Source organism: Pseudotabrizicola sp. L79 (genome assembly GCF_036553525.1).
GTDB lineage: Bacteria > Pseudomonadota > Alphaproteobacteria > Rhodobacterales > Rhodobacteraceae > Pseudotabrizicola.
Genome location: NZ_JAZHDA010000045.1, coordinates 235351 through 259169, shown reverse-complemented (window position 1 = coordinate 259169; position 23819 = coordinate 235351). Strand labels below are relative to the sequence as shown.

At 62.1% G+C, this 23819-nt stretch carries 26 protein-coding genes; 14 read left to right on the top strand and 12 right to left on the bottom strand.

From position 1 onward, the window contains the following. The first annotated feature begins 24 nt into the window (after positions 1-24). From V3C85_RS07160 to V3C85_RS07140, 5 genes are all read left to right on the top strand, one after another. Complete coding sequence (locus tag V3C85_RS07160) at positions 25-420, top strand: DUF6497 family protein (RefSeq protein WP_331794399.1); 396 nt, start codon at positions 25-27, stop codon at positions 418-420. A gap of 214 nt (positions 421-634) precedes the next feature. After that, on the top strand, positions 635-772 hold the full coding sequence (locus tag V3C85_RS07155; RefSeq protein ID WP_331794398.1) for a hypothetical protein: 138 nt from the start codon (positions 635-637) through the stop codon (positions 770-772). A gap of 81 nt (positions 773-853) precedes the next feature. Continuing rightward, positions 854-1255 (top strand): hypothetical protein, encoded by a 402-nt coding sequence (locus V3C85_RS07150; protein ID WP_331794397.1) that lies wholly within the window; start codon positions 854-856, stop codon positions 1253-1255. 316 nt (positions 1256-1571) lie between these two features. Further along, entirely contained in the window at positions 1572-1793 is a 222-nt protein-coding gene (locus V3C85_RS07145) for a hypothetical protein (protein WP_331794396.1), read from the top strand. A 188-nt stretch (positions 1794-1981) separates the two neighbouring features. Next, positions 1982-3982: an acetyl/propionyl/methylcrotonyl-CoA carboxylase subunit alpha gene (locus tag V3C85_RS07140; RefSeq protein WP_331794395.1), complete on the top strand. Its 2001-nt coding sequence runs from the start codon at positions 1982-1984 to the stop codon at positions 3980-3982. A gap of 78 nt (positions 3983-4060) precedes the next feature. On the opposite strand, the gene V3C85_RS07135 is transcribed toward V3C85_RS07140, so the two are convergent. Next, on the bottom strand, positions 4061-4540 hold the full coding sequence (locus V3C85_RS07135) for a DUF4174 domain-containing protein (protein ID WP_331794394.1): 480 nt from the start codon (positions 4538-4540) through the stop codon (positions 4061-4063). Between the two features lie 68 nt (positions 4541-4608). Here V3C85_RS07135 and scpA point away from each other — a divergent pair, with 68 nt between their 5' ends. Continuing rightward, positions 4609-6738 carry a methylmalonyl-CoA mutase gene (scpA, locus tag V3C85_RS07130; RefSeq protein ID WP_331794393.1) on the top strand — a complete coding sequence of 710 codons (2130 nt, stop codon included), beginning with the start codon at positions 4609-4611 and terminating at the stop codon, positions 6736-6738. 122 nt (positions 6739-6860) lie between these two features. On the opposite strand, the gene V3C85_RS07125 is transcribed toward scpA, so the two are convergent. The 9 genes from V3C85_RS07125 to V3C85_RS07085 form a co-directional block, all read right to left on the bottom strand. Then, entirely contained in the window at positions 6861-7265 is a 405-nt protein-coding gene (locus tag V3C85_RS07125; protein ID WP_445941988.1) for an AAA+ family ATPase, read from the bottom strand. 43 nt (positions 7266-7308) lie between these two features. Next, entirely contained in the window at positions 7309-8355 is a 1047-nt protein-coding gene (locus V3C85_RS07120) for an endonuclease/exonuclease/phosphatase family protein (RefSeq protein WP_331794392.1), read from the bottom strand. Further along, positions 8352-9068, bottom strand: a complete 717-nt coding sequence (locus V3C85_RS07115) for a molecular chaperone DjiA (RefSeq protein ID WP_331794391.1) — start codon at positions 9066-9068, stop codon at positions 8352-8354. Before V3C85_RS07115 ends, V3C85_RS07120 begins: the two co-directional genes overlap by 4 nt. A gap of 31 nt (positions 9069-9099) precedes the next feature. Next, positions 9100-9588: a GNAT family N-acetyltransferase gene (locus V3C85_RS07110; protein ID WP_331794390.1), complete on the bottom strand. Its 489-nt coding sequence runs from the start codon at positions 9586-9588 to the stop codon at positions 9100-9102. Beyond that, entirely contained in the window at positions 9585-10190 is a 606-nt protein-coding gene (locus tag V3C85_RS07105; protein ID WP_331794389.1) for a VOC family protein, read from the bottom strand. The genes V3C85_RS07110 and V3C85_RS07105 overlap by 4 nt, the downstream gene beginning before the upstream one ends. After that, positions 10177-11742: a Ppx/GppA family phosphatase gene (locus V3C85_RS07100; protein ID WP_331794388.1), complete on the bottom strand. Its 1566-nt coding sequence runs from the start codon at positions 11740-11742 to the stop codon at positions 10177-10179. The genes V3C85_RS07105 and V3C85_RS07100 overlap by 14 nt, the downstream gene beginning before the upstream one ends. 62 nt (positions 11743-11804) lie before the next feature. Continuing rightward, entirely contained in the window at positions 11805-13985 is a 2181-nt protein-coding gene (locus V3C85_RS07095) for an RNA degradosome polyphosphate kinase (RefSeq protein WP_331794387.1), read from the bottom strand. Between the two features lie 43 nt (positions 13986-14028). Beyond that, the gene (locus V3C85_RS07090) at positions 14029-14706 is read right to left on the bottom strand and encodes a chromosomal replication initiator DnaA (protein ID WP_331794386.1); all 678 of its coding nucleotides are present in this window, start codon (positions 14704-14706) and stop codon (positions 14029-14031) included. Further along, positions 14703-15785, bottom strand: coding sequence for an AI-2E family transporter (locus V3C85_RS07085; RefSeq protein WP_331794624.1), 1083 nt, complete (start codon positions 15783-15785; stop codon positions 14703-14705). The genes V3C85_RS07090 and V3C85_RS07085 overlap by 4 nt, the downstream gene beginning before the upstream one ends. Before the next feature lie 204 nt (positions 15786-15989). Between V3C85_RS07085 and V3C85_RS07080 the strand changes: the two genes are divergently transcribed. The 8 genes from V3C85_RS07080 (at position 15990) to V3C85_RS07045 (ending at position 22319) form a co-directional block, all read left to right on the top strand. Continuing rightward, a complete protein-coding gene (locus V3C85_RS07080; protein WP_331794385.1) occupies positions 15990-16253 on the top strand; it encodes a PepSY domain-containing protein in 264 nt (87 codons plus the stop codon). A gap of 1 nt (position 16254) precedes the next feature. Beyond that, positions 16255-16935: a cytochrome b/b6 domain-containing protein gene (locus V3C85_RS07075; RefSeq protein ID WP_331794384.1), complete on the top strand. Its 681-nt coding sequence runs from the start codon at positions 16255-16257 to the stop codon at positions 16933-16935. Further along, entirely contained in the window at positions 16932-17441 is a 510-nt protein-coding gene (locus V3C85_RS07070) for a helix-turn-helix transcriptional regulator (protein ID WP_331794383.1), read from the top strand. Before V3C85_RS07075 ends, V3C85_RS07070 begins: the two co-directional genes overlap by 4 nt. 210 nt (positions 17442-17651) lie before the next feature. Beyond that, positions 17652-18992 carry a proline--tRNA ligase gene (gene proS, locus V3C85_RS07065; RefSeq protein ID WP_331794382.1) on the top strand — a complete coding sequence of 447 codons (1341 nt, stop codon included), beginning with the start codon at positions 17652-17654 and terminating at the stop codon, positions 18990-18992. Positions 18993-19134: 142 nt separating this feature from the next. Next, positions 19135-19800, top strand: coding sequence for a PAQR family membrane homeostasis protein TrhA (gene trhA / locus V3C85_RS07060; RefSeq protein ID WP_331794381.1), 666 nt, complete (start codon positions 19135-19137; stop codon positions 19798-19800). A gap of 96 nt (positions 19801-19896) precedes the next feature. Continuing rightward, the gene (locus V3C85_RS07055) at positions 19897-21180 is read left to right on the top strand and encodes a lipoprotein-releasing ABC transporter permease subunit (protein WP_331794380.1); all 1284 of its coding nucleotides are present in this window, start codon (positions 19897-19899) and stop codon (positions 21178-21180) included. Next, the gene (locus tag V3C85_RS07050) at positions 21173-21850 is read left to right on the top strand and encodes an ABC transporter ATP-binding protein (RefSeq protein ID WP_331794379.1); all 678 of its coding nucleotides are present in this window, start codon (positions 21173-21175) and stop codon (positions 21848-21850) included. Before V3C85_RS07055 ends, V3C85_RS07050 begins: the two co-directional genes overlap by 8 nt. Positions 21851-21911: 61 nt before the next feature. Further along, positions 21912-22319 (top strand): c-type cytochrome, encoded by a 408-nt coding sequence (locus V3C85_RS07045; protein ID WP_331794378.1) that lies wholly within the window; start codon positions 21912-21914, stop codon positions 22317-22319. A 108-nt stretch (positions 22320-22427) separates the two neighbouring features. On the opposite strand, the gene V3C85_RS07040 is transcribed toward V3C85_RS07045, so the two are convergent. Together V3C85_RS07040 and V3C85_RS07035 are read right to left on the bottom strand one after the other, a co-directional pair. Continuing rightward, positions 22428-22559: a hypothetical protein gene (locus V3C85_RS07040; RefSeq protein WP_331794377.1), complete on the bottom strand. Its 132-nt coding sequence runs from the start codon at positions 22557-22559 to the stop codon at positions 22428-22430. Between the two features lie 494 nt (positions 22560-23053). Further along, positions 23054-23812: a hypothetical protein gene (locus tag V3C85_RS07035; RefSeq protein WP_331794376.1), complete on the bottom strand. Its 759-nt coding sequence runs from the start codon at positions 23810-23812 to the stop codon at positions 23054-23056. Between the last annotated feature and the right edge of the window lie 7 nt (positions 23813-23819).

The window sequence follows — 23819 nt, the reverse complement described above, 5'->3', positions numbered from 1 at the left end:
GTTCAGGCCAAAGGGGGGCGGGCAATGACCGACCCCATGGCCGCACAAACGGCGGGCGCACAGTCGGTGCCGGGCACAGACGGGCCGATTTCGGTGCCGTCGGGCCAGCCCGTCACGCTGATGGATGTGATCTGGAACGAAAGGGGCCCCGAGGGTCTGACCTTTCGCTTCCGCTTTCTTGCGCCGCAGATCGCGCGCCAGGGCGGAACGGTGGATTACGAAACCGCTGCGGTGGATATGCTGCATCTGTGCCAAAGCTATGCCTTGCCACGGGTGCCGAACACCGGCCCGCAGCCCAGCCAGATCATCATTTCGCTGTCCGATCAGCCCGTGCCATTCGGCCAGACAGCGCCCCAGGCGACGCAGTTCTTTCAGCCCTTCAGCTTTCACAACGGCACCTGCATCTGGGATATCTATTGATGTCCGCACAAGATGTAGTGGCAGTGGCGCATTCCCGCCGGGATGCTGATGTAGCGGCGACACAGGGCGCAAACTTGGCAAAGAACACATATCAATGCCGTTGCACTTGGGCTATTGTTGCCAAAGGCCGAACCCAAGCGGCCTTCGCCTCGCATCGGGGGTTGGCTTGCCGGGCAGTTCCGGCGACAGCCCTCCAAGAATACAGGAGTAGAGGATGTCTAAGAGCACGAAAACTTTGCTGGCTTTCTGCATGGTCGCCTTTGTTGCCGCTTGTGCAGCAAAAGAAGCCGAAGTCGTCTATGTTGACGAACCGGTTTCGGTTGAGCCGACCTACACCGGCAAATACAAATAACACCTTCGGACGGGCCGCCGGCATCGTTCCGGCCCGGCCCGTCCGGTTTTCTGCCCCTCAGCCTTGTGTCGGGGGTGCAGCATGATCAAGCATCGTGGATTCCCCAGCCGTCTGACCGGCACCGATTTCCAGTTCACAATCCGGCGCGAAAACCGCAAGGACGGCGCCGCCAAGATCATCAAGCGTGAGCGTTACAAAGACCGCAAGCACACAGACCGCCTGGCCGACATCGGCTTTATGAAGGCGCTGTGGCACTATTTCGGCGAAGAACCCTTTGAGCGTGGCAATCTGGATGCCGGGCGGCTGTCATGGCTGTTCGGGCGCGAGGTGATTGCCGCCGAAGATCCGTTCGACCCGGCCTCTTATGACGCCCTGCTGCGGATCGACGTCAAGAAAGCCCAGATCAGCTTTCCCGAAGTCTTTGCCTCCGACGCCGACGCGCCGGATTTCGACGAAGACGACTGGGAGGATGACGACGCATGAGCGTGTTTCTGCCCGCCACATCCCGGTTCCGGCAATCCGCCGCGCAAGCCCTTGGCCTGCCGGGGTTTGCCGTTGCTTTTGGCGGGCAGGGCCGTAGCTTTGGTCGCAGGTTTGGCGCAGGCATCGGCCCAAGGCCAAGCCTGCCAAACCGCTTCCCTTCCCCAAACTGCCGGCCCGGCGTCTCCACCGTCGGGCCGGGCTTCTGCCACCGGCAAAGCCTTGCCTATGGGCGAATTGGCGGATTTTTCCCCTTTTACCCTGTGGCAAATGCTTTATCCTCGCGGTCAATAAAAACCCTAACCCGAGGCAGTTCATCATGTTCAACACCAAACTTCTTGCAGCCCTTCTGGTCGCCACAGCCCTGTCTGGCTGCCTGTCAACGCCCACACAGCGCGGCGTTACCGGTGCCGTTGTCGGCGCGGCCATTGCCGATGCCACCGATGAAAACATGGTTGCCGGCGCCGCGCTTGGCGCGCTTGCTGGCGCGGCCACCTGTGGCATCGAACTGGGCCTGCCGCCCTGCCAGTCCAGCTACTAAGCGGCCCGCCGCGCCCCGGCGCGGCCTGTCGCTGAACCCCGCCGCGCCCCGGCGCGGCCTTTTGCGGAACACCGCCGCGCGCACGCGCGGCCCCGATCTGACACCAAGGCCATTCCGGGCATCTGCCCGGGGTGGCCTTTTCGCATGCCAATCCGTCCCGGCCCGGACGGACCGAAGGGAGAGAGCCGATGTTTGAGAAAATCCTGATCGCCAACCGGGGCGAAATCGCCTGCCGCGTCATCAAATCGGCGCGGAAAATGGGGATCAAGACGGTGGCCGTCTATTCCGATGCCGACCGCAATGCCCTGCATGTGAAAATGGCGGATGAGGCCGTGCACATCGGCCCGCCGCCCGCCAACCAGTCTTACATCGTCATCGACAAGATCATGCAGGCCATCCGCCAGACCGGCGCCCAGGCCGTGCATCCGGGCTATGGGTTTTTGTCTGAAAACATGAACTTCGCCGCGGCTTTGGAAAAAGAGGGCGTGGTCTTCGTCGGCCCCCCCAGCCCCGCGATCGAAGCGATGGGGGACAAGATCACCTCGAAGAAAATCGCGATGGAGGCCGGGGTCAGCACCGTTCCGGGCTATATGGGCCTGATCGCCGATGCGGACGAGGCGGTGAAAATCTCGGGCCAGATCGGCTATCCGGTGATGATCAAGGCCAGCGCCGGGGGCGGTGGCAAGGGCATGCGCATCGCCTGGAACGATGCCGAGGCGCGCGAAGGCTTTCAGTCGTCCAAGAATGAGGCCGCCAACAGCTTTGGCGATGACCGCATCTTCATCGAAAAATTCGTGACCCAACCGCGCCACATCGAAATTCAGGTGCTGGCCGACCAGCATGGCAATTGCGTCTATCTGCATGAACGTGAATGCAGCATCCAGCGCCGCAATCAGAAAGTCATCGAAGAGGCCCCGTCGCCCTTTCTGGACGAAGCCACCCGCAAAGCCATGGGCGAACAGGCCTGCGCCCTGGCCAAGGCCGTGGGCTATACCAGCGCGGGCACGGTGGAATTCATCGTCGATGGCGACCGCAACTTCTATTTCCTTGAGATGAACACCCGTTTGCAGGTGGAACATCCCGTCACCGAACTGATCACCGGCGTTGATCTGGTCGAACAGATGATCCGCGTGGCCAATGGCGAACCGCTGCCCTTCCGGCAGGAAGATCTCAAGATCAACGGCTGGGCGATGGAAAGCCGCCTTTACGCCGAAGATCCCTATCGCGGCTTTCTGCCGTCGATTGGCCGTCTCACCCGCTACCGCCCCCCGGTCGAGGGCAAGACCGATGGCGGGATCGTCCGCAATGATACCGGCGTGTTCGAGGGCGGCGAAATCAGCATGTTCTACGATCCGATGATCGCCAAGCTGTGCACCTGGGCGCCCACGCGGGCCGGGGCCATTGAAGAGATGCGGCTGGCGCTTGATACGTTCGAGGTCGAAGGCATCGGCCATAACCTGCCGTTCTGCTCGGCGGTGATGGATCACCCGCGCTTTACCAGCGGCAATATCACCACCGCCTTCATTGCCGAAGAATACCCCGATGGGTTTCAGGGCGTGACGCTGGATACCGGCATGCTGCACCGCGTCGCCGCTGCCGCCGCCGCCATGAACCGCGTGGCCGAAATTCGCCGCACCCGCATTTCCGGCACGATGGACAATCACCAGCGCCGGGTTGGCGATGATTGGGTGATCACGCTGCAAGGCGAAAACCTGCCCGTCACCATCGATGCCGATAAATCGGGCAGCACCGTCACCTTCGCCGATGGCACTGCCCTGCGGGTGGAAAGCGAATGGGTGCCCGGCGACACGCTGGCCCGGCTCCGCGTCGATGGCACTCCGCTTGTGCTCAAGGTCGGCAAGGTGCCCATGGGCTTTCGCCTGCGGGTGCGCGGCGCCGATCTCAAGGTGCTGGTGCAATCGCCCCGTCAGGCAGAACTGAACGCCCTGATGCCCGAAAAGCTGCCGCCCGATACGTCGAAATTCCTGCTGTGCCCGATGCCCGGTCTGGTGGTGAAAATCAACGTGGCCGAAGGCGAAGAGGTGCAGGAAGGCCAGGCGCTTGCCACGGTCGAGGCGATGAAGATGGAAAACATCCTCAAGGCCGAACGCAAAGGCGTGGTCAAGAAAATCAGCGCCGCCGCCGGGGCCAGCCTGCGGGTCGATGACGTGATCATGGAGTTCGAATAAGTGTCACTGGGGGCGCAAACCGGCAGACAGATTGTCTGCACGGGGGGTGTACGGGGGGTGTACCGGCGGCACAGCCCCCTAGCGCCCCGCCGGATTGCGCTCCAACACCTCTTGCCGGCGCAGCGGGAACTTGTCGATGGCGCGGGTGATCTCGCGCACTTCCCACGGCAGCGGCTTGCGGATCACCGGCTTCAGATCCTTGTCCATCAAGACAAGGCTAAAGCCGCGCGGGCGCAGTTTCACGCGCCACTCTCCCTTGGCCGCAGGGTCTGTGTCCGTGATCAGGATCACATCCCGGTCCTGCAACGAAGGGTAATCCGCCGCCAACAGTTCCATCTGTCGCAAGTAGTTGGGATCATTGGGGGAATCGGCAAAGACAACGATCGGACGTGCGACGTAAAGCAGGCTGTCAAACGCCACCTCTGACGCCGATACTGGCGCGAACGGGGCAGCTTCTTGGCCCTGTGCAACACTGGACTGAGAGGCTTCGGCCCCCGATTGGGCGGCAGCGGCCAACGGCAATAGTGCCGACAGAACAAGGACGTAAAGTGGTTTCATTCGGTTCCCCTTTCTTCAAATGTAGGGCGGATACCGGCGAAACCCAAGGGTAGATGAGGACAAAGACGATGACCCAAAAGCGCGCAGACTGGGAAGCCCTTGCCACCAAGGAACTCAAGGGCAAAAGCCCCGACAGCCTGATCTGGAAGACCCTGGAAGGCATTGATGTCAAACCGCTTTATACGGCCGAGGACACAGCCGATCTGCCCCATATGGGCACACTTCCCGGCATCGGCCCCTTCACCCGCGGCGTGCGTGCCACCATGTATGCAGGCCGCCCCTGGACCATCCGCCAATATGCGGGTTTCTCCACGGCAGAAGAGTCGAACGCCTTTTACCGCAAGGCCCTTGCCGCCGGTCAGCAAGGCGTCTCGGTCGCCTTCGATCTGGCCACCCACCGCGGCTATGACAGCGATCATCCCCGCGTGGTGGGCGATGTCGGCAAAGCCGGCGTGGCCATCGACTCGGTCGAGGATATGAAGATCCTCTTTGATGGCATTCCGCTGGAAAAAGTCAGCGTTTCCATGACGATGAACGGCGCGGTCATCCCGATCCTCGCCAATTTCATCGTCACCGGCGAAGAACAGGGCGTGCCGCGCGATCAGCTTTCCGGCACCATTCAGAATGACATTCTGAAGGAATTCATGGTGCGCAACACCTATGTCTATCCGCCCGAACCGTCGATGCGCATCATTGCCGACATCATCGAATATACCTCTGCCGAGATGCCCAAATTCAACTCGATCTCGATCTCGGGCTATCACATGCAAGAGGCCGGGGCGAACCTGGTGCAGGAACTGGCCTTCACCCTTGCCGATGGTCGCGAATATGTGCGCGCCGCCATTGACCGGGGCATGGATGTCGATGCCTTTGCCGGGCGCCTGTCGTTCTTCTTTGCCATCGGCATGAACTTCTTCATGGAGGTCGCCAAGCTTCGCGCCGCCCGCCTGCTGTGGCATCGGATCATGACCGAGTTCAACCCCAGGAAACCCGGCAGCCTGATGCTGCGCACCCATTGCCAAACCTCTGGCGTGTCACTCCAGGAACAAGACCCCTACAACAACGTCGTCCGCACCGCCTATGAGGCGATGGCAGCAGCCCTTGGCGGCACGCAAAGCCTGCACACCAATGCGCTTGACGAAGCCATTGCTTTGCCAACGGAATTTTCGGCCCGCATCGCCCGCAACACACAGCTGATCTTGCAAGAAGAAACCGGCATCACCCATGTCGTCGATCCGCTGGCCGGCAGCTACTACGTCGAGGCGCTGACGCATCAACTGGCCGAAGAGGCATGGAAGCTGATCGAGGAAGTCGAGGAAATGGGCGGCATGACCAAGGCCGTGGCCACCGGCATGCCCAAACTGCGCATCGAGGAAAGCGCGGCCCGCCGTCAGGCCATGATCGACCGCGGCGAAGAGGTGATCGTCGGCGTCAACAAATACCGCAAGGATAAGGAAGACCCGATCGATATCCTTGATATCGACAATGTGGCCGTGCGCGAAAGCCAGATTGCCCGCCTGCACGCCACCCGCACCGCCCGTGACGAACCGGCCGTGCAGGCCGCCTTGGCAGAACTGACCCGCCGCGCCGCCGAAGGGGGCAACCTGCTGGCCGCCGCAGTCGATGCGGCCCGCGCCCGTGCCACCGTAGGAGAGATCTCAGACGCCATGGAAAAGATCTTTGGCCGCCACCGTGCAGAAGTCAAAACCCTCGCCGGCGTCTATGGCGCGGCCTATGACGGGGATGAAGGCTTTGCCCAGATCCAACGCGATGTCGAAGCCTTTGCCGAAGCCGAAGGCCGCCGCCCGCGCATGCTGGTTGTGAAAATGGGGCAAGACGGCCACGACCGCGGCGCCAAGGTGATCGCCACTGCCTTTGCCGACATCGGCTTTGATGTCGATGTGGGCCCCTTGTTCCAAACCCCGGAAGAGGCTGCGCAAGACGCCGTTGACAACGATGTGCATATCGTCGGCATCTCCAGTCAGGCAGCAGGGCACAAGACCCTCGCCCCCAAACTGATCGAGGCTTTGCGCGCCAAGGGCGCTGACGACATCATCGTGATCTGCGGCGGCGTCATCCCCCAGCAGGATTACGATTTCCTGAAAAAAGCAGGCGTCAAGGCGATCTTCGGCCCCGGCACCAATATCCCCGCCGCCGCCAAGGAAATTCTGGGCCTGATCGGCGACGCCGCCCGCTGATCCTGCGGAATTGGCCCGCCCGGCACAGGCGGGCGGGCCATTGCCGTTTCACCTTGTCAAAATACTCCGGGGGTCAGCGGTTTCCGCAGGAAACCGCGACAAGGGGGCAGCGCCCCCTTTCCTTACAACTCGATCTCACCCTGCGGCCCCGCCAAAGGATCAACCAATGGGTCGGCCGGAGGGGCCAGTTTAGGGGCCAGTTTTGGGGGGGGCGCGTCGGGTCGGCGCGGGATCAGAATGTCGCCATTCTCCAACACCCTCGGCGCGTCATAGTTGCGGATGTCATCCACCAGCGCCATCAACTCTTTCAGCGCAGGTTCCATCTCTGACAGCGCCTTGCCCATCTCATCCAGCGCCGGTTCCATTTCCGACATCAGCCCCCGAAACAACAGCTTCGCGCCTTCCTCCATCAGGCTAAAGCCATCTTCCGCCCCGTCTTCCGGTGCGCCGGGCGCAGGCGCTTCGGCCTCTTGCGCGGCCAGCGGGGTGGACAGGATCAGGCAAAGGGCAAGGATCTTGTGCATCATGGGGCGAATATGGGCAGCCGCGTCGCCGATTGCAAATCAACTCTCAATATCCCGGCAAATCCATCGTCACCGGAAAATGATCCGAGGCTTGCAACACCGCCTCATGCAGTTCGGGCGTCGCCAGACAGGCCGGGTCGTTCCACGGATGCCAGATCCGCCAGTCAGGCGGCAGGCTGGCCAAAGCGGGCGACACCATGATGAAATCCAGCAAAGCCTCAAAATAGCGTTTCTGCGGCCCGTGCCAGAACCGGGCTGTCGTCGGGGTCAGCCCCATATGGCTGCGCAGGGCCATGCAGGCATGCGGGTCGATCAAGCGCCGCTCCGCCGCGCCGTCCAGCCCCATCACCACTTCGGTGCCCGAATGGCCGAACAGCTTTTCATATTCATCCAAGCCCGGACCATCGTTGAAATCGCCCAAAACCACCAGATCATCGCCCGCATCCAGATGGGTTTCGACCCGGGCGCGCAACCAGATGCACTGCGCCAGATGCTTGCGCCGGTTTTCGATCGACAAGCGCACGAATTCGGGGCCCGACACGCCATGCGGGGCCTTTGATTTCATATGCACACCGATCATCCGCAGCGTCTTGCCACGGCTGGTGGTGACGGCCAGTTCCAGCGGCGGTTTGGAATAGCGGATCAGATCAGGCGTCGCATCGGTATCCAGATCATAGCGAAAGGTGCCGTCAAAGCGCGGCGCATCGCGGCTGCCTTTCTTGCCCACCGGGTCGCCCAACGGATCATGCGTCACCGTCATCCGGTCAGGGTCATACAGCAGCGCGATTTCCTGCTCGGTTTCCGAGGCAAAGCCAGTGACCGCCCGCCGGGTGCGCAGATCAAAGGTGCGGGCAAAATTTTCAAGCGCTGTCACGGTAGATCGGCGCGATCCGGTGTCGGGGGCCTCGATCACCATCACCGCATCGGCATTCATCGCCGAAAACACAATTCCCAAAGCCCCCAGTTGGGTGGCCCGGCTGATTTGATAACGGGCCGACAGCTGGTCATCGGCCAGCAGACGGCCATTGTCATCAAACAGCGCATTGAACCATTCGACGTTATAGGTGGCGATCCGCAGCGGGGCCGGGGTCATGCCGCCCTGCGCCCCGAGATTTCATCCCAAGCCGCATTGATGGCGATCAGCCGCCGTTCCGCCAGTTTCACCGCCTCGGCGGGCACCCCACGCGCGATCATCGCATCGGGATGGCTGTCCTTGACCGCTTGCCGCCAGGCGGCCCGTGCCTCTGTTATCGACGCATCACGCGCAATGCCCAGCACATCATAGGGGTCCCGCGGCGCGCCCTCGACAAACCGCGCGCGCATCATCTTGTAGCATGCCTCGTCCAGACCAAAGATCAGCGCGACATTGTGCAAAAACTCATCCTCGGCCGGATGAAAGGCCCCGTCGGCCAGGGCAATCTGGAACAGCCCTTCCAGCAGGTCAATCAGCGTGCACCGGTCATCGGCGCACAGCTTTTCGCCCTCGGGCCGGAACATCGCGGCAATCTTGCGGGCATAGGCATCAAACCCCGCCACATCTTGCCGCGCCAGATTGAAGACGCGGGCAGCGTTTTCTTCCTCGCCCTCGGGAATGGCAAAGATGCGCCGAAAGGCCGTCACCTCATCGCGCGTCACCTCGCCATCGGCCTTGGCCATCTTGGCCCCCAGGGCAATCACGGCGATGGTAAAGGCCACCGATTTTTCTGGCGTCGTCTGCACGCCGCGCAGGCGGTCGAAAACAACGGTCAGCCCTTCGCCGGTGGCAAGGGCAGACAAGGCATCGGCAATGCGGGTCCAGATTGACATGGGCGCAGGATAGCGCGTGCAGCAGGCCTTGTCAGGACAGGATTTTCTGCATCAGCCACAAGTCCATGTATCTGCCGAATTTATAGCCAACCTGTGGCAGGCTGCCCACCAATTGATAACCAAGCGCGGCATGAAAGGCCTTGCCAGCGGTGTTTTCCCCCGCAACCCCCGCCATCATCACATGCACGCCCGCCTGTCGGGCATGATCTTCCATTGCGGCCATCAAGGCCCGGCCAAGCCCATGCCCCGCCGCCTCGGGGGCCAGTTGGATCGTGTGCTCCATCGTCAGGCGATAGCCGCTGCCACCGCGGAACTGGTCATAGGTCACAAACCCCACCACACCCGCTGCACTTTCGGCCACCAGAAAACAATGGCCCGCCTTGGGGCGGCTGGTGATCAGGGCCGCGACTTCGGCCACGGGCTTTTCGGTGCTGTTGAACGTGGCCACCGTCTCGCGGATCACATGGTTCCAGATTGCGGCAATGGCCGCCGCATCGGCGGCAGTGGCGGGGCGGATCATTCCAGCACGCGCAGGCCGTGGGGGGTGTCAATCTCGGCCCGCAGGGCGGGGGCGGGGCCTTGCACAAACACAACCCTTGGGTCATCCAAAGCCACCGCGTTGCGCAGATCCATAGCCCTTGGGTTGACAATTTCCAACCTGCGCAGCCTTGCGCCGCTGTCGGGCAGGCGCGCCGCCGGATGCGCCCCCTGCCATTGGATCAGCGCCGGAAAGCCGCCCCCAAAGGGCAGTTTGCCATCGCCGGGCACGGCCATGCGCCACCGCAGATCGCCACGGGCCAGATCAACCGGCACCCCGGTGCCTTGGGGGGCCTGTGCAAGGGCGGTCTCCAGATCATCACAGGCACAGATCCAGTTGGTCAGCCGGGGCTGGCCTTGAAACTGGTCCAGATCGAACCAGCGCGGCCAAGCCGGGGCAGGGGCCTCGGGGTCGATCGAGATCACCTCAAGATACAGCTCGCCCAACCCCAGCAGCCGGTTGTGCGTTGCCATATGCGGGTGCTTGCCCCCCGGCCCAAGGGCCAGCCCCAAGGCCGCCTCTACCACCGCGACGCCCGCGTCCAGTGATGCGGCAGACACCGCCAGATGATCAAGCCTCAGCATCTTCGGGCACCACCACCTTGGCCGTTGCGCGCAAAGCCTGCGCAAGCGCGGCAAAGCGCGCTTTGGCCACTTCTCCATACAGGCCCACGCCCGTCGGCGTCAGGCGCAATTCAAGCACCCGGCTTTTCGCCTTCCAATGCAACTGCCCCGCCTGCGCCGGATCGCCTGCGGCAAACATCGCGCCAAAGCGCATCGCCTTGCCCAGAACCTCGGCTTCTTGCATCTCATCCTCGCTCAGCAGGCGAAACAACGTCTCAAGCCGAGAGCCAGAGCGCGAATTCTTGTAGCGATGCAGCAAGGCCAGCCCCAGAAACACCCGGCCCGGATGATCCAGCCCGCCCAGATTGGCGCGGGTGGCATTGTCGAAACAAACCTCGGCCCGGTAATCGGGATGCGCGCGCCATGTCGTGTCGTGCAGCAGGCAGGCCGCCTTGACCAGCCGCAGACGATCATCCGGCGTCGATTTGAACAGGGGCATCAGGAATTCATACAGCTTTTTCCCGGTGCCCGGCAGCCGCGCCGAAGACAGTTCGGCCGCCCGCGCCGCCTCGATCAACGGGTCGCGGCTGCGCAGCTTGTCGGGCATCTGCTCATACAGCAGGCCCTCGCGTATCCCATAAGACGAGATGTCGATTTCCGACGGTTTGAACGTCTTGATGATCCCGCGCAGCACCTCGCAGGCCAGGGGCACAAGCTCCATCCGCTCGGCACTGGTGCCGGTGCGGGCGCGCAGCAGCGTCAGGTCATTCGCGGCGATCCAGTCCAGCGTATCCAGCAGCGGTTTCACCTGCATCCGGTATTCATGCAACACCGTCAGCGGATAGTTCCGACGCTCCATATCCAGACGCGCGATCACCCGCCAACTGCCGCCCACCAGATAAAACCGCTCGCCATCCGATTTGATCCGATCCTGCGCGGTTTTCAGCACCCGGTCGATCAGCGCCCGCCGTTTGTCTGGCCCGCCCTGCACCTGTTGCAGACGAAACGGGCCAAGCTGGGTGGAAATGCGTTTGCCCACCTTGCCGCCACCGATCCGCGCCAATTCCATCGAGTTGCCGCCAATGTCGCAGACAATCCCGCTGGCCTCGGGCCACCCCAGCAGCACGCCCTGGGCCGACAGCCGCGCCTCTTCGTCGCCATCGATCACATGCAGCTTCAGCCCGGTTTCCCGGGCAACTTGGGCCTGAAACTCTGGCCCGTCCTCGGCCTCTCGGGTGGCGGCCGTGGCCACCACGGTCAGCGGCGCGGCCCCCATGCCCTCGGCCAACAGCGAAAATCGCTTGAGCGCGGCCAAAGCCCGGACCTTGCCCTGTTCGTTCAGCCGCCCGGTTTCGGCCAGCCCCTTGCCCAGACCGCACATGATCTTTTCGTTGTAGAAATAGGCCGGGCTGCGGGCGGCCCCATCAAACACCACCATCCGAACCGAGTTTGACCCGACATCCACCACGCCAACCCGCGACAGGGCGCGCACCGAAGGGTCTTCGAACAAGGGCCGGCCAAAGGGGCCGCCGTCGTCGTCACTCGGCTCGGCGCGATCTGTTTTCTGGCCCATGAAACCCCCTGCTTTGCTGGGCAGACCTTGGCGCAAGCGATGCGCCAAGGTCAATGGTCAGTCTAGCGCTCGTCCCGCAGGGCGGCCAGCTTGGGCACGTCCTTGTCGCCTGCCGTGCCACGCCCCGACAGTGACGGATTTTCCATGAAAAAACGATGACAAGAGAACAACTTGCCATCGGCAGGCTGCAATTCGCGCAGATAGCGCCCGTCGGGCTGCAAGACCCAGGATTGCGCCTCATCCGCCAGATTGGCGGCCATGATCTGGCTGACGATCTGCGCCTTGACCGTCTGGTTCTTCACCTCGACCAGCGTTTCCACCCGCCGCGTCAGATTGCGCCCCATCCAGTCGGCGCTGGACAAAAACACCCGTGCCTGCTGGCTGGGCAGGCCGTGGCCCGATCCGAAACAGACGATCCGGCTGTGTTCCAAAAACCGCCCGACGATCGACTTGACCCGGATGTTCTCGCTCAGTCCCTTGATGCCGGGGCGCAACCCGCAGATGCCGCGGATCACAAGGCTGATCTTCACCCCCGCCTGACTGGCCGCATAAAGCGCGTCGATCACATCGGCCTCGACCACGCTGTTCATCTTGGCCCAGATTTCCGCAGGCCGTCCGGCACGCGCATGCTCGGCCTCGGCCGCGATCAGTTCCAGCAGCCGGGGTTTCAGCGAGATGGGCGAGATGGCAAGGTTTTCCAGTCCCTCGGGCTGCACATAGCCCGACAGATAGTTGAACACCTTGGTCGCATCGCGCCCAAGGGCCGCGTCACAGGTAAAGAACGACAGATCGGTATAAATGCGCGCGGTGATCGGGTGATAATTGCCGGTGCCATAATGGGTATAGGTCACCAGGTTTTCGCCTTCACGCCGCACCACGGTGCTGATCTTGGCGTGGGTCTTGTAGTTCATAAAGCCGTAAACCACATGCGCGCCCGCCCGTTCCAACCGCCGGCTTTGGCGGATGTTGGCGGCCTCATCGAACCGCGCCTTCAACTCAACCAGCGCCGTCACCGATTTGCCTGCCTCGGCCGCCTCGCACAGGGCCGAAACGATGGGGCTGTCTGAACTGGTGCGATACAGCGTTTGCTTGATCGCCAGCACATTCGGGTCACGCGCCGCCTGTTCCAGAAACCGGATCACCAGATCAAAGGTTTCATAGGGGTGGTGCAGCAGAATATCCTTCTGCTTGATCGCGGCAAACAGATCGCCGTCATTGTCTTGCACCCGTTCGGGCACGCGCGGGGTGAAATTGGGCCACAAGAGATCGGGACGACTGGGCAGAACCAGCTCTTTCAGATCGGCAATCCCCACCAGCCCCTTCACCTCAACCACTTCGGCCTCGGTCACGCCCAGTTCTTCCATGATCAGCGCGCGCAGATCATCGGGGGCGCCTGCCGTCATCTTCAGCCGGATCACCTGCCCGCGACGTCGGCGCTTCAGGGCCACCTCAAATTCGCGCACCAGATCTTCGGCCTCGTCCTCTACCTCCAGATCGCTGTCGCGCAGCACCCGAAACGCGCAATGGCCGCGGTCGGTATAGCCGGGGAACAGCATGTTCAGATGCAACAGCAGCAACTCTTCCAGCGGCAAAAACCGGTTCTCGCCCTCTTTGGCGGGCAACGGCACAAACCGCGCGATCTGCTGGGGAATGGGCAGCAGCGCCTTAAGGCTGCGATGGTCTGACAGCCGTTCCAACTCCAACGCCAGCGAAAAGCCGGTGTTGGGGATGAACGGAAAGGGATGCGCCGGATCAATCGCCAAGGGCGACAGCACCGGAAACACCTTGTGCAGAAAATGCTCGGCCAGATGCTTCAGATCGCGCGCCGTCAGCTTTGATCTTGTGACGATGGAAATGCCCTCGGCCTCCATCTCGCGCTTCAACTGGTTCAGCACGGTCTGCTGCTTGTGCATCAGTTTGCGCGCATCGGCCTGAATCAGCGCCAGTTGTTCCACCGGGCTACAGCCATCATCCGACAGGGTGGCATTGCCACTGCGCGCAAGGGCCCGCAAACCGGCCACCCGCACGGTAAAGAATTCGTCCAGGTTGGTGGCCGAGATCGACAGGAAGCGCAGCCGCTCCAGCAGTGGAATATTGGGGTTGCTCGATTCGTCCAGCACGCGCCAGTTAAAGGCCAGCCATGACATTTCACGGTTAAAGAACCGCCGCCCCCCTGCCACCTCTTGCGGTGGCAAAGCGACGGGTTGGGCAAAGGGGGCTTTCAGAAAATCGGCTTGTGTCATGCGTTTGGCTTATGCTGCGGGCGAACGGGATTAGCGCATCCTTTCACTCTGCATCGCCGCTGTCCAGCAGGGCGGCCGCCATCGCGCGGCTGATCGGCTTGCCCTCGGCCAAGGCGCGGGCATCCAGCGCCGCGACAAGGCGGCGGGCCACGGCCAAAGACCGCTCCATCCGGGTCACCATCCACGGGATCAGCGCGGCAGGCACCACCACCTGACGGTCGCCAAACAGCTTGACCAGCACGGCTGCCAACAGCGCATCGTCAGGCGGCTCCAGCCGGGCCAGGCTGGCAGCATCCATCCGGCTGCGCAGATCGGGCAGGGTGATGCCCCAGTCGCGGGCAGGCTGGCGTGCCGTCAGCAGCAAGGGCGCCTGCGGCACCACCATGTTATGCAGGTGAAACAGCGCCTCCTCGGCCTGCCGGTTTCCGGCCACGGCCTCGGCATCTTCCACCACCACCGGCCCCCCGGCGGCCAGGTGCGCAATATCGGCCCCCGCCAGTTCGGCCCCGGCCACGATGCGGGCCCCCACCGCTGCGGCCCACATCCGCGCCAGATGCGTCTTGCCCGATCCTTCCGGCCCCACCAGCACCAGCTTGCCCAAAGGCCAGTCGCGCCAGCCATCAACCGCAGCCAGTGCCACCGCATTCGCGGGCGAGACGAAAAAATCCTCGCGCCGCCACGCCTCTTGGGCGGGCAGATCAAAGGCCAGTTGCCGGATCATGCCTGATCCTGATCCTCGAACTGCCGCCCCTCGATGCCGCGATACAGCAGGCTGGCCCGATACCGCTCGGCGGCAAAGCGCGTCAGCACCCCGATGCTGGCCGCCACCGGCACGGCAACCAGCATGCCGACAAAGCCAAAGACCGACCCAAAGGCCGACAGCGCCAGCAACAGCCAGATCGGATGCAGACCCACGGATTTGCCCACCAGCTTGGGCGTCAGCACATTGCCTTCCAGAAACTGGCCCGCCGCGAAAATCGCCGCCACAATCCCGATCGACACCCAATCGCCCCAGAACTGGAACAGCGCCAGACCGACGGCCAGAATGCCGCCGACAATCGCCCCCACATAGGGAATAAACGTGATCGCCCCGGCGATTGCCCCCACCACCAGCCCAAAGTCCAGCCCCGCCAACATCAGCGCAACCGAATAATAGGTGCCCAGAACCAGACAGACGCTCAGCTGCCCGCGCACAAAGCCGGCCAGCACCTGATCAATCTGCCGGGCCAGATGCCGCACCACGGGCGCATGGTCGCGCGGCAGCAATTCATCCACCCGCGCAACCATCTTGTCCCAGTCCAGCAGCATGTAGAAAGACACGACAGGCACCACGACGATGAACACCAGTGCCGACACAACCGAGCTGATCGAGGACAGCACCCCTTGGGCCACCTGACCGCCCTTTGACTGGATGAACGCGGCAATATCGGCCAGCGTCTGGCGCAAGATGCTGGTCTCATCGGTCAGGGCGGGAAAGCGCTCCATCAAAAAGGCCTGAATGCGCTGCGAGATTTCGGGGGCCTGATTCACCAGGGCAGCCGTCTGGTTCACCAGCGTCGGAATCACCGCCAGCACCAGCAACACCATGATCATCGCCATGGCCAAGGTGATCACCGCGGTCGAGGCCGCCCGGCTCAGGCCCAGCCGTTCCAGCTTGTCGGCTGTCGGGTCCAAGAAATAGGCAATCGCCCCCCCCACCAGGAACGGCAACAGCACATGGCCCAGAAACCACAGCAGCAACAAGAACACCAGGGCGACAACGCCCCAGACCTTCACCTGATCTCGCACCGGTAACGCCATCACACCCGCCCTTGCTTTGTTCATCAGATGGCAGAGCGTCCGCCGCGTTGCAAGCGCGCGGCGGCGGATTCCTGCCATAAGCACGCGCTTATCCGGCCCGATATCAGCAGATGGCCAATCGACCGGGCCCCGAAAGGCGGCCAGATCCGTTGCACCGCCCCGGCAGTTCCGCCGCGGCGCAAAGCACAAGAAAGGTGTCTTTTCATGACCAAATCTCCCCTTCTTCTGGCCCTTGCCCTGACCGCCGCCCCCCTTGCCGCCTGGGCCATGCCCGCTGTTGGCGACATCGTCGGCACCAACCCGACCGATGCCACCGCGGCCCTTGCCGCTGCCGGCTGCACCGTCACCGAATTTGAGGCCGAAGGCGGCAAGATCGAGGCCAAATGCACCGATGAGGCCGGCAAGAAACACGAGGTCTATATCGACCCAAAGACCGGTGCCGTCACTGAAATCAAGATGGAAGACTAAGATGGCCCCGCCGATTTCTGCGGCAGGCACGGGTGACCAAAAGGGGGGCGCAGTGTCGCCCCCCGACCCTTGGGATCCGCTGATCCGCATCAGCCACTGGGGCATCGCCCTTGCGGTCCTTGCCAATGGCCTGATCAACAAACCCGGTGGCACGGTGCATGTCTGGGTGGGTTGGGCGGTGATGGCCCTGCTGATCACCCGGCTGTCCTGGGGCTTTTTCGGCCCGGCCGAGGCGCGGTTTTCCGCCTTTCCGCCCAACCCCCGCGCAGCATGGGCGCATCTGGCCAGCCTGCTGCGGGGCAAACCGCGCGAACATGCCTCGCATAATCCGGCCGGGGCCTTGATGGTCTATGCTCTCTGGGCCTGCCTGATCGCCGTGTCGATCACCGGCCTTGTGATGACCGAAGGCAAAAGCCCCGTCACCATCGCCGAGGAAAAGGCCGCTGTTGCCGCAGGCGACTGGTCGGTGCTTGTGACCGCAGACGAAGCAGGCGATGATGACAACCACGACAGCAGGGGCAAACTTGCCAAAGAGGTGCATGAAGTGGCCGCCAATCTGATGCTGATCCTGGCGCTGATCCATGTCGGCGGCGTGGGGGTGGAAAGCATGGCCCTGCGGCGCAATCTGGTGCGCCCGATGATCCGGGGGCCACAGCGCACCCGCAAAGGCAGCGGCGCATGATCCCGCGATCCAGACCCAAAGGGCGGCACCACTCTGCCGCCCTTGCCGTCTTCTTGCTGGTGCAAACCAGTGCGGCGGTCTTTTTTGTCGGTGATGCCGCCTCTGACATGCTGTCTGATCCCACCGCCCCCCATTCGGTGTTCGAGGCGCTGGTGGCCTTTGCCCTGATCCTTGGCATTCTCTTTGGCGGCTGGCAGCTGCGCCAGACACTTGAAACCCTGCGCGCCCAGGAACGCAGCCTTGATGCCGCCCGCGGCGCCCTGGCCCAGGTGATCGCGCAGCAGTTCCAGGATTGGGGCCTGACCCCGGCCGAACGCGACGTGGGCCTGCTCGCGCTCAAGGGCCTTGATGTGGCCGAAATCGCGCAGGCCCGCTCCGCCGCGCCGGGCACGGTGCGGGCGCAATTGTCCAAAATCTACGCCAAAGCCGGGGTCAGTGGCCGCGCCCAATTCGCCGCCTGGTTTGTCGAGGATCTTCTCGCCGAAGGCACCTCCTCCCCCGCGTAGGCCGGGCTTCTGCCCGGCATCCCTTCATTCCTGAAAAAGGGGGTAGTCCCGCGCTTTCCTGTTGGTCAGACCCACCCGCGCGTTTGCCTGCGCGTCTGCACGGGGGGTGCACAGGGGGTGCACGCGGGGTGACATGCTGTTTTCAGCCCGCTTGCCTGCCTTGGGGCAAAGGGTTAGGAACGGGCAAACCTGTTGAGCATGAGGCCGCCGATGCGTCTGTCCCGCTATTTTCTGCCCGTTCTGAAAGAAAATCCGTCCGAGGCGCAGATCGTCTCGCATCGCTATATGTTGCGTGCGGGCATGATCAAGCAACAGGCCGCCGGCATCTATTCCTGGCTGCCGCTTGGCTATCGCGTGCTTAAGCGGATCGAGCAGATCGTGCATGAGGAACAGGTGCGCGCGGGCCATATCCCGCTTTTGATGCCTACCTTGCAACCTGCTGATTTGTGGCGCGAATCTGGCCGCTATGATGATTACGGCCAGGAAATGCTGCGCATCAAGGACCGGCATGAACGGGATATGCTCTATGGCCCGACCAACGAGGAAATGATCACCGACATCTTCCGCGCCCATGTCGGCAGCTACAAAGATCTGCCGATGACGCTCTACCACATCCAGTGGAAGTTCCGCGACGAAGTGCGCCCGCGCTTTGGCGTGATGCGGGGCCGCGAATTCCTGATGAAAGACGGCTATAACTTTGACATCGACAAGGATGCCGCCCTGCATGCCTATAACCGCCACATGGTCAGCTATCTGCGCACCTACGAACGCATGGGCCTGACCGCCATCCCCATGCGCGCCGCCTCTGGCCCGATCGGTGGCGATAATACCCATGAATTTCTGGTACTTGCGCAAACGGGCGAATCTGAAGTCTTTTATGATGACCGCGTGACGGCGCTGAAACTGGGTGCGCGCGAGGTGGATTACGACGACCGTGCGGCGGTCGAAGGGGTTTGTAAAGAATTCACCTCACTCTATGCCCGAACCGACGAAACCCATGATGCGGCGCTGTTCGACCAGATCCCCGAACAGCATCGCAAAGTGGGCCGCGGCATCGAAGTGGGCCAGATCTTCTATTTCGGCACCAAATATTCCGAGTCGATGGGTGCCTTGGTCGTGAATGACAAGGGGGAACGCGTTCCGGTGGAAATGGGCAGCCATGGCATCGGCGTGTCGCGCCTGTTGGGCGCGATCATCGAGGCCAGCCACGACGACAAGGGCATCATCTGGCCCGAGGGCGTCACCCCCTTCCCGGTGGGGATTGTCAATCTGAAACAAGGGGATGCCGGAACCGACGCAGCCTGCGACAGCCTGTATAAGGCACTGGCCGCCAAGGGTCTGGAGGCGCTGTATGACGACCGCGACGAACGCGCAGGCGCGAAATTCGCCACGATGGATCTGATCGGCCTGCCGTGGCGCATCACCGTTGGCCCGCGTGGTCTGGCCAATGGCGTGGTCGAATTGACCAGCCGCCGCACCGGCCAGTCCGAAGAGATGACGGCCGAGGCCGCTGTGGCCCGCATTGCCGAGATCTACGCAGCGCATCCCTGAGTGCCGAGGGTTGGGGGGCTTGGCCGCCCCCCTTTTGCCCCCCGGCGGCCTTAGGGCGCTGTGACGCCACGTCACGCCCCGTCCGGCTTTGACCAAAGGCGCCGCCGTGACATTATCCTGCCACCCCGCAGGAGCCGCAAAGATGAGCCTTCCCGAAGATCACCCACGCCTGAAAAAGCGCCCCTTCACGATGGGCGAGCTGGTGGCAGATGGCGTGGTGCATGCCGTCGCGCTGTTGGTGGGCACAATCGCGTTTTCCGCGCTTCTTTATCATGTCATGTCGCAATCCCGTTGGGCCGAATTTGCGGCCCTTGCCGTCTATGCCGCTGGCTTTTTCATGATGTTCGGCTTTTCGCTGGCCTATAACATGACCCCGCCTTCGGCCCTGAAATGGCTGCTGCGCCGGTTTGATCACTCGGCCATTTATGTCATGATTGCAGGCACTTACACGGCAATTTTGGCCCAGTTCGAACCCTCGCCCTGGCTTTGGGGTCTGGGCGCCGTGGTCTGGGCCGGGGCTGTCCTGGGGGTGGTTGTCAAGGTGGCGCTGCCGGGGCGGTATGACCGTTTGGCGGTGCTGGCCTATGTGGCTCTTGGCTGGATGGGCATTCTGGCCATTGGCCCGGCGCGTGCCTCTTTGCCATCGGTATCGCTGTGGCTGATCGTGGCGGGCGGGCTGATCTATGTGGCAGGGGTGGGCTTTTACAAATGGCACGGCCTGCGGTTTCACAATGCCATTTGGCATGGCTTTGTGGCTTTGGCGGCGGGTCTGCATTTCGCGGCCATTGCCCTGTCTGTCAACGCCTGACGGTTGCCGCCGATGTGAGCGGGCCTGCCGCCAGCCGCCCTTGACGTGCCATGCCGCAGCGGCCAAGGTCCGCCCGACATTTGACCCCGAGGCATCATGGCTCAAACCGCCCCTTTTTCACATTTTGAACGGATGATCGCTTGGCGCTATCTGCGGGCCAAACGGGCCGAGGGCGGGGTAAGCGTGATGACCTGGATCAGCCTGATCGGGATCACGCTTGCCGTCTTTGCCTTGATCGCCACGCTTTCGGTTCGCGCCGGGTTTCGGGCGGAATTCGTTGATACCATTCTGGGCGCAAACGCCCATGTCACGGTCTATTCGACGGGGCGGTTTGATGAAAATGGCCAGCAGATCAAGGGCTTTCAGAACTATGATCAGATCGCGCAACAGATTGCCGCCATTCCGGGGGTGACACGCGCGGCCCCGATGATCCGGGGCCAGGTGATGGTGTCCAGTGCTTCGGCCACCAATGGGGCCGAGGTGTTCGGCCTGTCACCCGAGGCATTGCGATCTATCCCGCGCGTGGGTGAAGGGGCCGATGCCTATGGCGCGCTTGACCGCTATGAGCAGGGCATTGCCATCGGATCAGTTCTGGCGCGGGAACTGGGCGTGACTGTGGGCGACAAACTGCGCGTGATCAGCCCGAATGGCGTGAAGACCGCTTTTGGCACCAGCCCGCGGGTGAATGCCTACGAGGTGGTCTATATCTTCACCGCAGGCCGCTATGACATTGACAAGACACGGCTTTATATGCCCTTCGCCGAAGCGCAAAGTTACTTCAACCGTGAAGGCTTTGCCGATGAATTCGAGGTGATGGTGGATGACCCGGAACAGATTGACCGCTTTACCCTGCCGTTGTTTCAGGCCACGGGCGATGACGCCATTCTGTGGACATGGCGCGACAGTTCGGGGGCCTTTCTGCGGGCCCTGGATATTGAGGACAACATCATGTTCATCATCCTGTCGATCCTTGTGCTGATCGCCACGATGAACATCGTTTCCGGCCTGATCATGCTGGTCAAGAACAAGGGGCGTGACATCGGCATCCTGCGCACGATCGGCCTGACCGAAGCTGCGGTCTTGCGTATTTTCTTTCTGTGCGGCGCCTTTACCGGCATTGTCGGCACCGTGGCGGGGGTTGTTCTGGGCTGTCTTTTCGCGCTGTATATCGACCCGATCTTTTCCGCAGTGAATTACCTTGCCGGCGGTGGGGTCTGGGATCCGTCGATCCGGGGCATCTATGCCCTGCCGGCCAAGTTGCAATGGGGCGATGTGCTGTCGGCTGTGGGGCTGTCTTTGGGGCTGTCGTTCATTGTCACCATCTTTCCGGCCCGTCGCGCGGCTCGGATGAACCCGGTCGAGGCGTTGCGTTATGAATGACTTTGCGCTGGATCTAAGGGGGATCGCCAAAGCCTATAACAAGGGCAGGCCCAGTGAAGTGGCCGTCTTGCGGGGGGCCAGTCTTGCAGTCAAGCCCGGCGAGGTGGTGGCGCTTGTGGCCCCGTCTGGTGCGGGGAAATCGACCTTGCTGCATATTGCGGGCTTGCTTGACACCCCAGATGATGGGGCTGTGCGCCACGGTGGCCGCGATATGGTGGGGCTGTCCGACCGTGACCGGACCGAGGCGCGGCGCGAGGATGTCGGCTTTATCTATCAGTTTCACCATCTGCTGCCTGAATTCACCGCATTAGAGAACATCGTCATCCCGCAACTTGCCAATGGCCAAAGCGAGGCCAGGGCGCAGGCGCGGGCGAAGGATCTGCTGGCGCGGGTTGGGGTGGCGGAACGGGCGGGGCACCGCCCTGCGGCCTTGTCAGGGGGAGAGCAGCAGCGGGTAGCGTTTTGCCGGGCCCTTGCCAATGCACCGCGCCTGCTGTTGGCCGATGAGCCGACGGGAAACCTTGATCCCGCCACATCGGATCAGGTGTTTTCTGCGCTGATGTCACTGGTGCGCGACACTGGCCTTGCGGCCTTAATTGCCACGCATAACATGGACTTAGCGGCAAGGATGGACAGAATTGTCCGGCTGGAGCAGGGCCGGGTGGTGTGAGGGGTTGCGCGGCGGGGATGGGCGTGCGACCTTTGGGGCAGCAGTCAGAAAAGAGGGCACCATGACCCCGCTTCGTATTCTTCCGGTGATCGCCATGGTTGGCCTTGGCGCCTGTATGTTGGGGGCCGAGAAAGTGCCCTCGGGCGCCGAAGATTTCGCCGATTATTGCAGCGCCTGCCACGGCACAAGCGGCAAGGGCGATGGCGGCATCGCCACCACCTTGGCGCAACGGCCTGCCGATCTGACGCAGCTAAGTGCCTTGAATAACGGCAAATTTCCGACCACCGAGGTGATGGCCAAGATCTGGGGCTATACGGGGGGCAAGTCTGGCGCGGCGGTGATGCCGAATTTCGGCCCGCTTTTGGACAGCGAATTGGTGCCCTATGATGGCGGTGACGGGATCATGACGCCCACCCCCCTGCGGTTGGTGCAGATCGCCGAGCATCTGAAAACGCTGCAAGCCAAATAGGGCCGCAAAAGCCACGAACGACCGTGGGTTTTGCGTGGTTTTCCCGTATCACGGCCGTGGTGCATCCGTGGTCACATCCGTGACACGGGCCCCAAGACCTGTGTGGTGCTATTTGATCTTCTTTCCGGCGATGGTGGTGCCATCTTTGGCAAGCCCGGCATTGGCCGTGGCCAGCACCTTGGGCACAACCTTTTTCGGCTTCTTGGCCTCTTTGTTGCCTTTGCTCTTTTCCTTGGACATGGTCGGTTCCTTGTGCCGTGTTTCCGCCCGGCCCATGCCGGGGGGATCGCTGCCCCGGGAACGGGGGCATCAGGGGCGGCGCGCATCGCTGCGGAGGTCGGAGCCTGTGCGGCGACGATGGCGGTTTGGCGTTGGGAAGGCAAGGGGGTGAGGGGCGGCGGGCCACAGGCCCGCGAAAACAGTCCAGTGGACCCCTCCTCGGGAAAACGATCCCCCGGATCGTTTTCTGATCCTCGTCGATCAGCCCCGAACGCCCGGAGCGCAAGCGGAGGGCCGGGCTGTCGATGCCGCAGACCTCTTTTCCACCCCCGATGCCACAGCCTGCCGATGGGGTGCAAAGCTGACCGCGCCCGAACCGACGGGGCCCTTGGGGTGCGACCATCGTCGCGCCCGCCCCGTGGGGGCGGTTCGGGCGCGGTCAGATTTGCTTTGGGCAAATCTGACGGGGCGAAGTTTGGTGTATTCGAACGCCGTCTTGCATGTTGAACGTTGCCTCAGCGATTTCGCTGAAGCCATTCAAGCAAGTAGGGTTGGTTTCCCTCTACCATCGAGTTAACCCAGTTTGCTGCGTCAGAACGCTCGCTTTCATTCCGAAAGAATTCAGGTCCAAGGCTACCTGAGTCCCTCAGTAGATGAAATCCAGAGATCCTTCCGACAATACCCTGTATCATGAGCAAAGTTACGACAATCGCATACGCTTTGCCGCCAGTGTAGGGGTCCAAAACCTGTGTCACCTTCATAAGAAAGTTCGGTGCAACTTGGCTGCTAACAAGAACGATTGCCACAAGAAGCAAGAAGTTTGTGGTGGCAATCGCTTCTCCTTCCATCGCTTTGCTATGCCTGCCTTCATAATCGGAGATTCTCTGGCCAAGTTCAGAAAGATCGTTTCTGAAAGCATAGTCCTTTGCGATATATAGACTAACAGACTTCTCTCGATTTCTATCTTGCAGTATTCGGAAAACTGGTATGCCCCCTGATTTAAAAACCCCCACGGCTTTCCGTCCAATCCAGGCTGGTATGCCCCCGACTACGATATACGTGGCGATTGCTAAAGGTATAATCCAAGGTGCGAGTAGAAACATCGTCACTGAAATGTAAAGAAGCTCTATCGAGTGAGAGTCCAGAAAATCAGTCAAGGTAAAATAGATTGGTGATTTCGACGCTGTAAGTAGAAAATATAACTCTATAGCAAGAACCTTAGTGACAAGGCCGCCCGATAGATTAGGTAAAAGACCTTCAATCTTGCTAATCAAAAGCTAC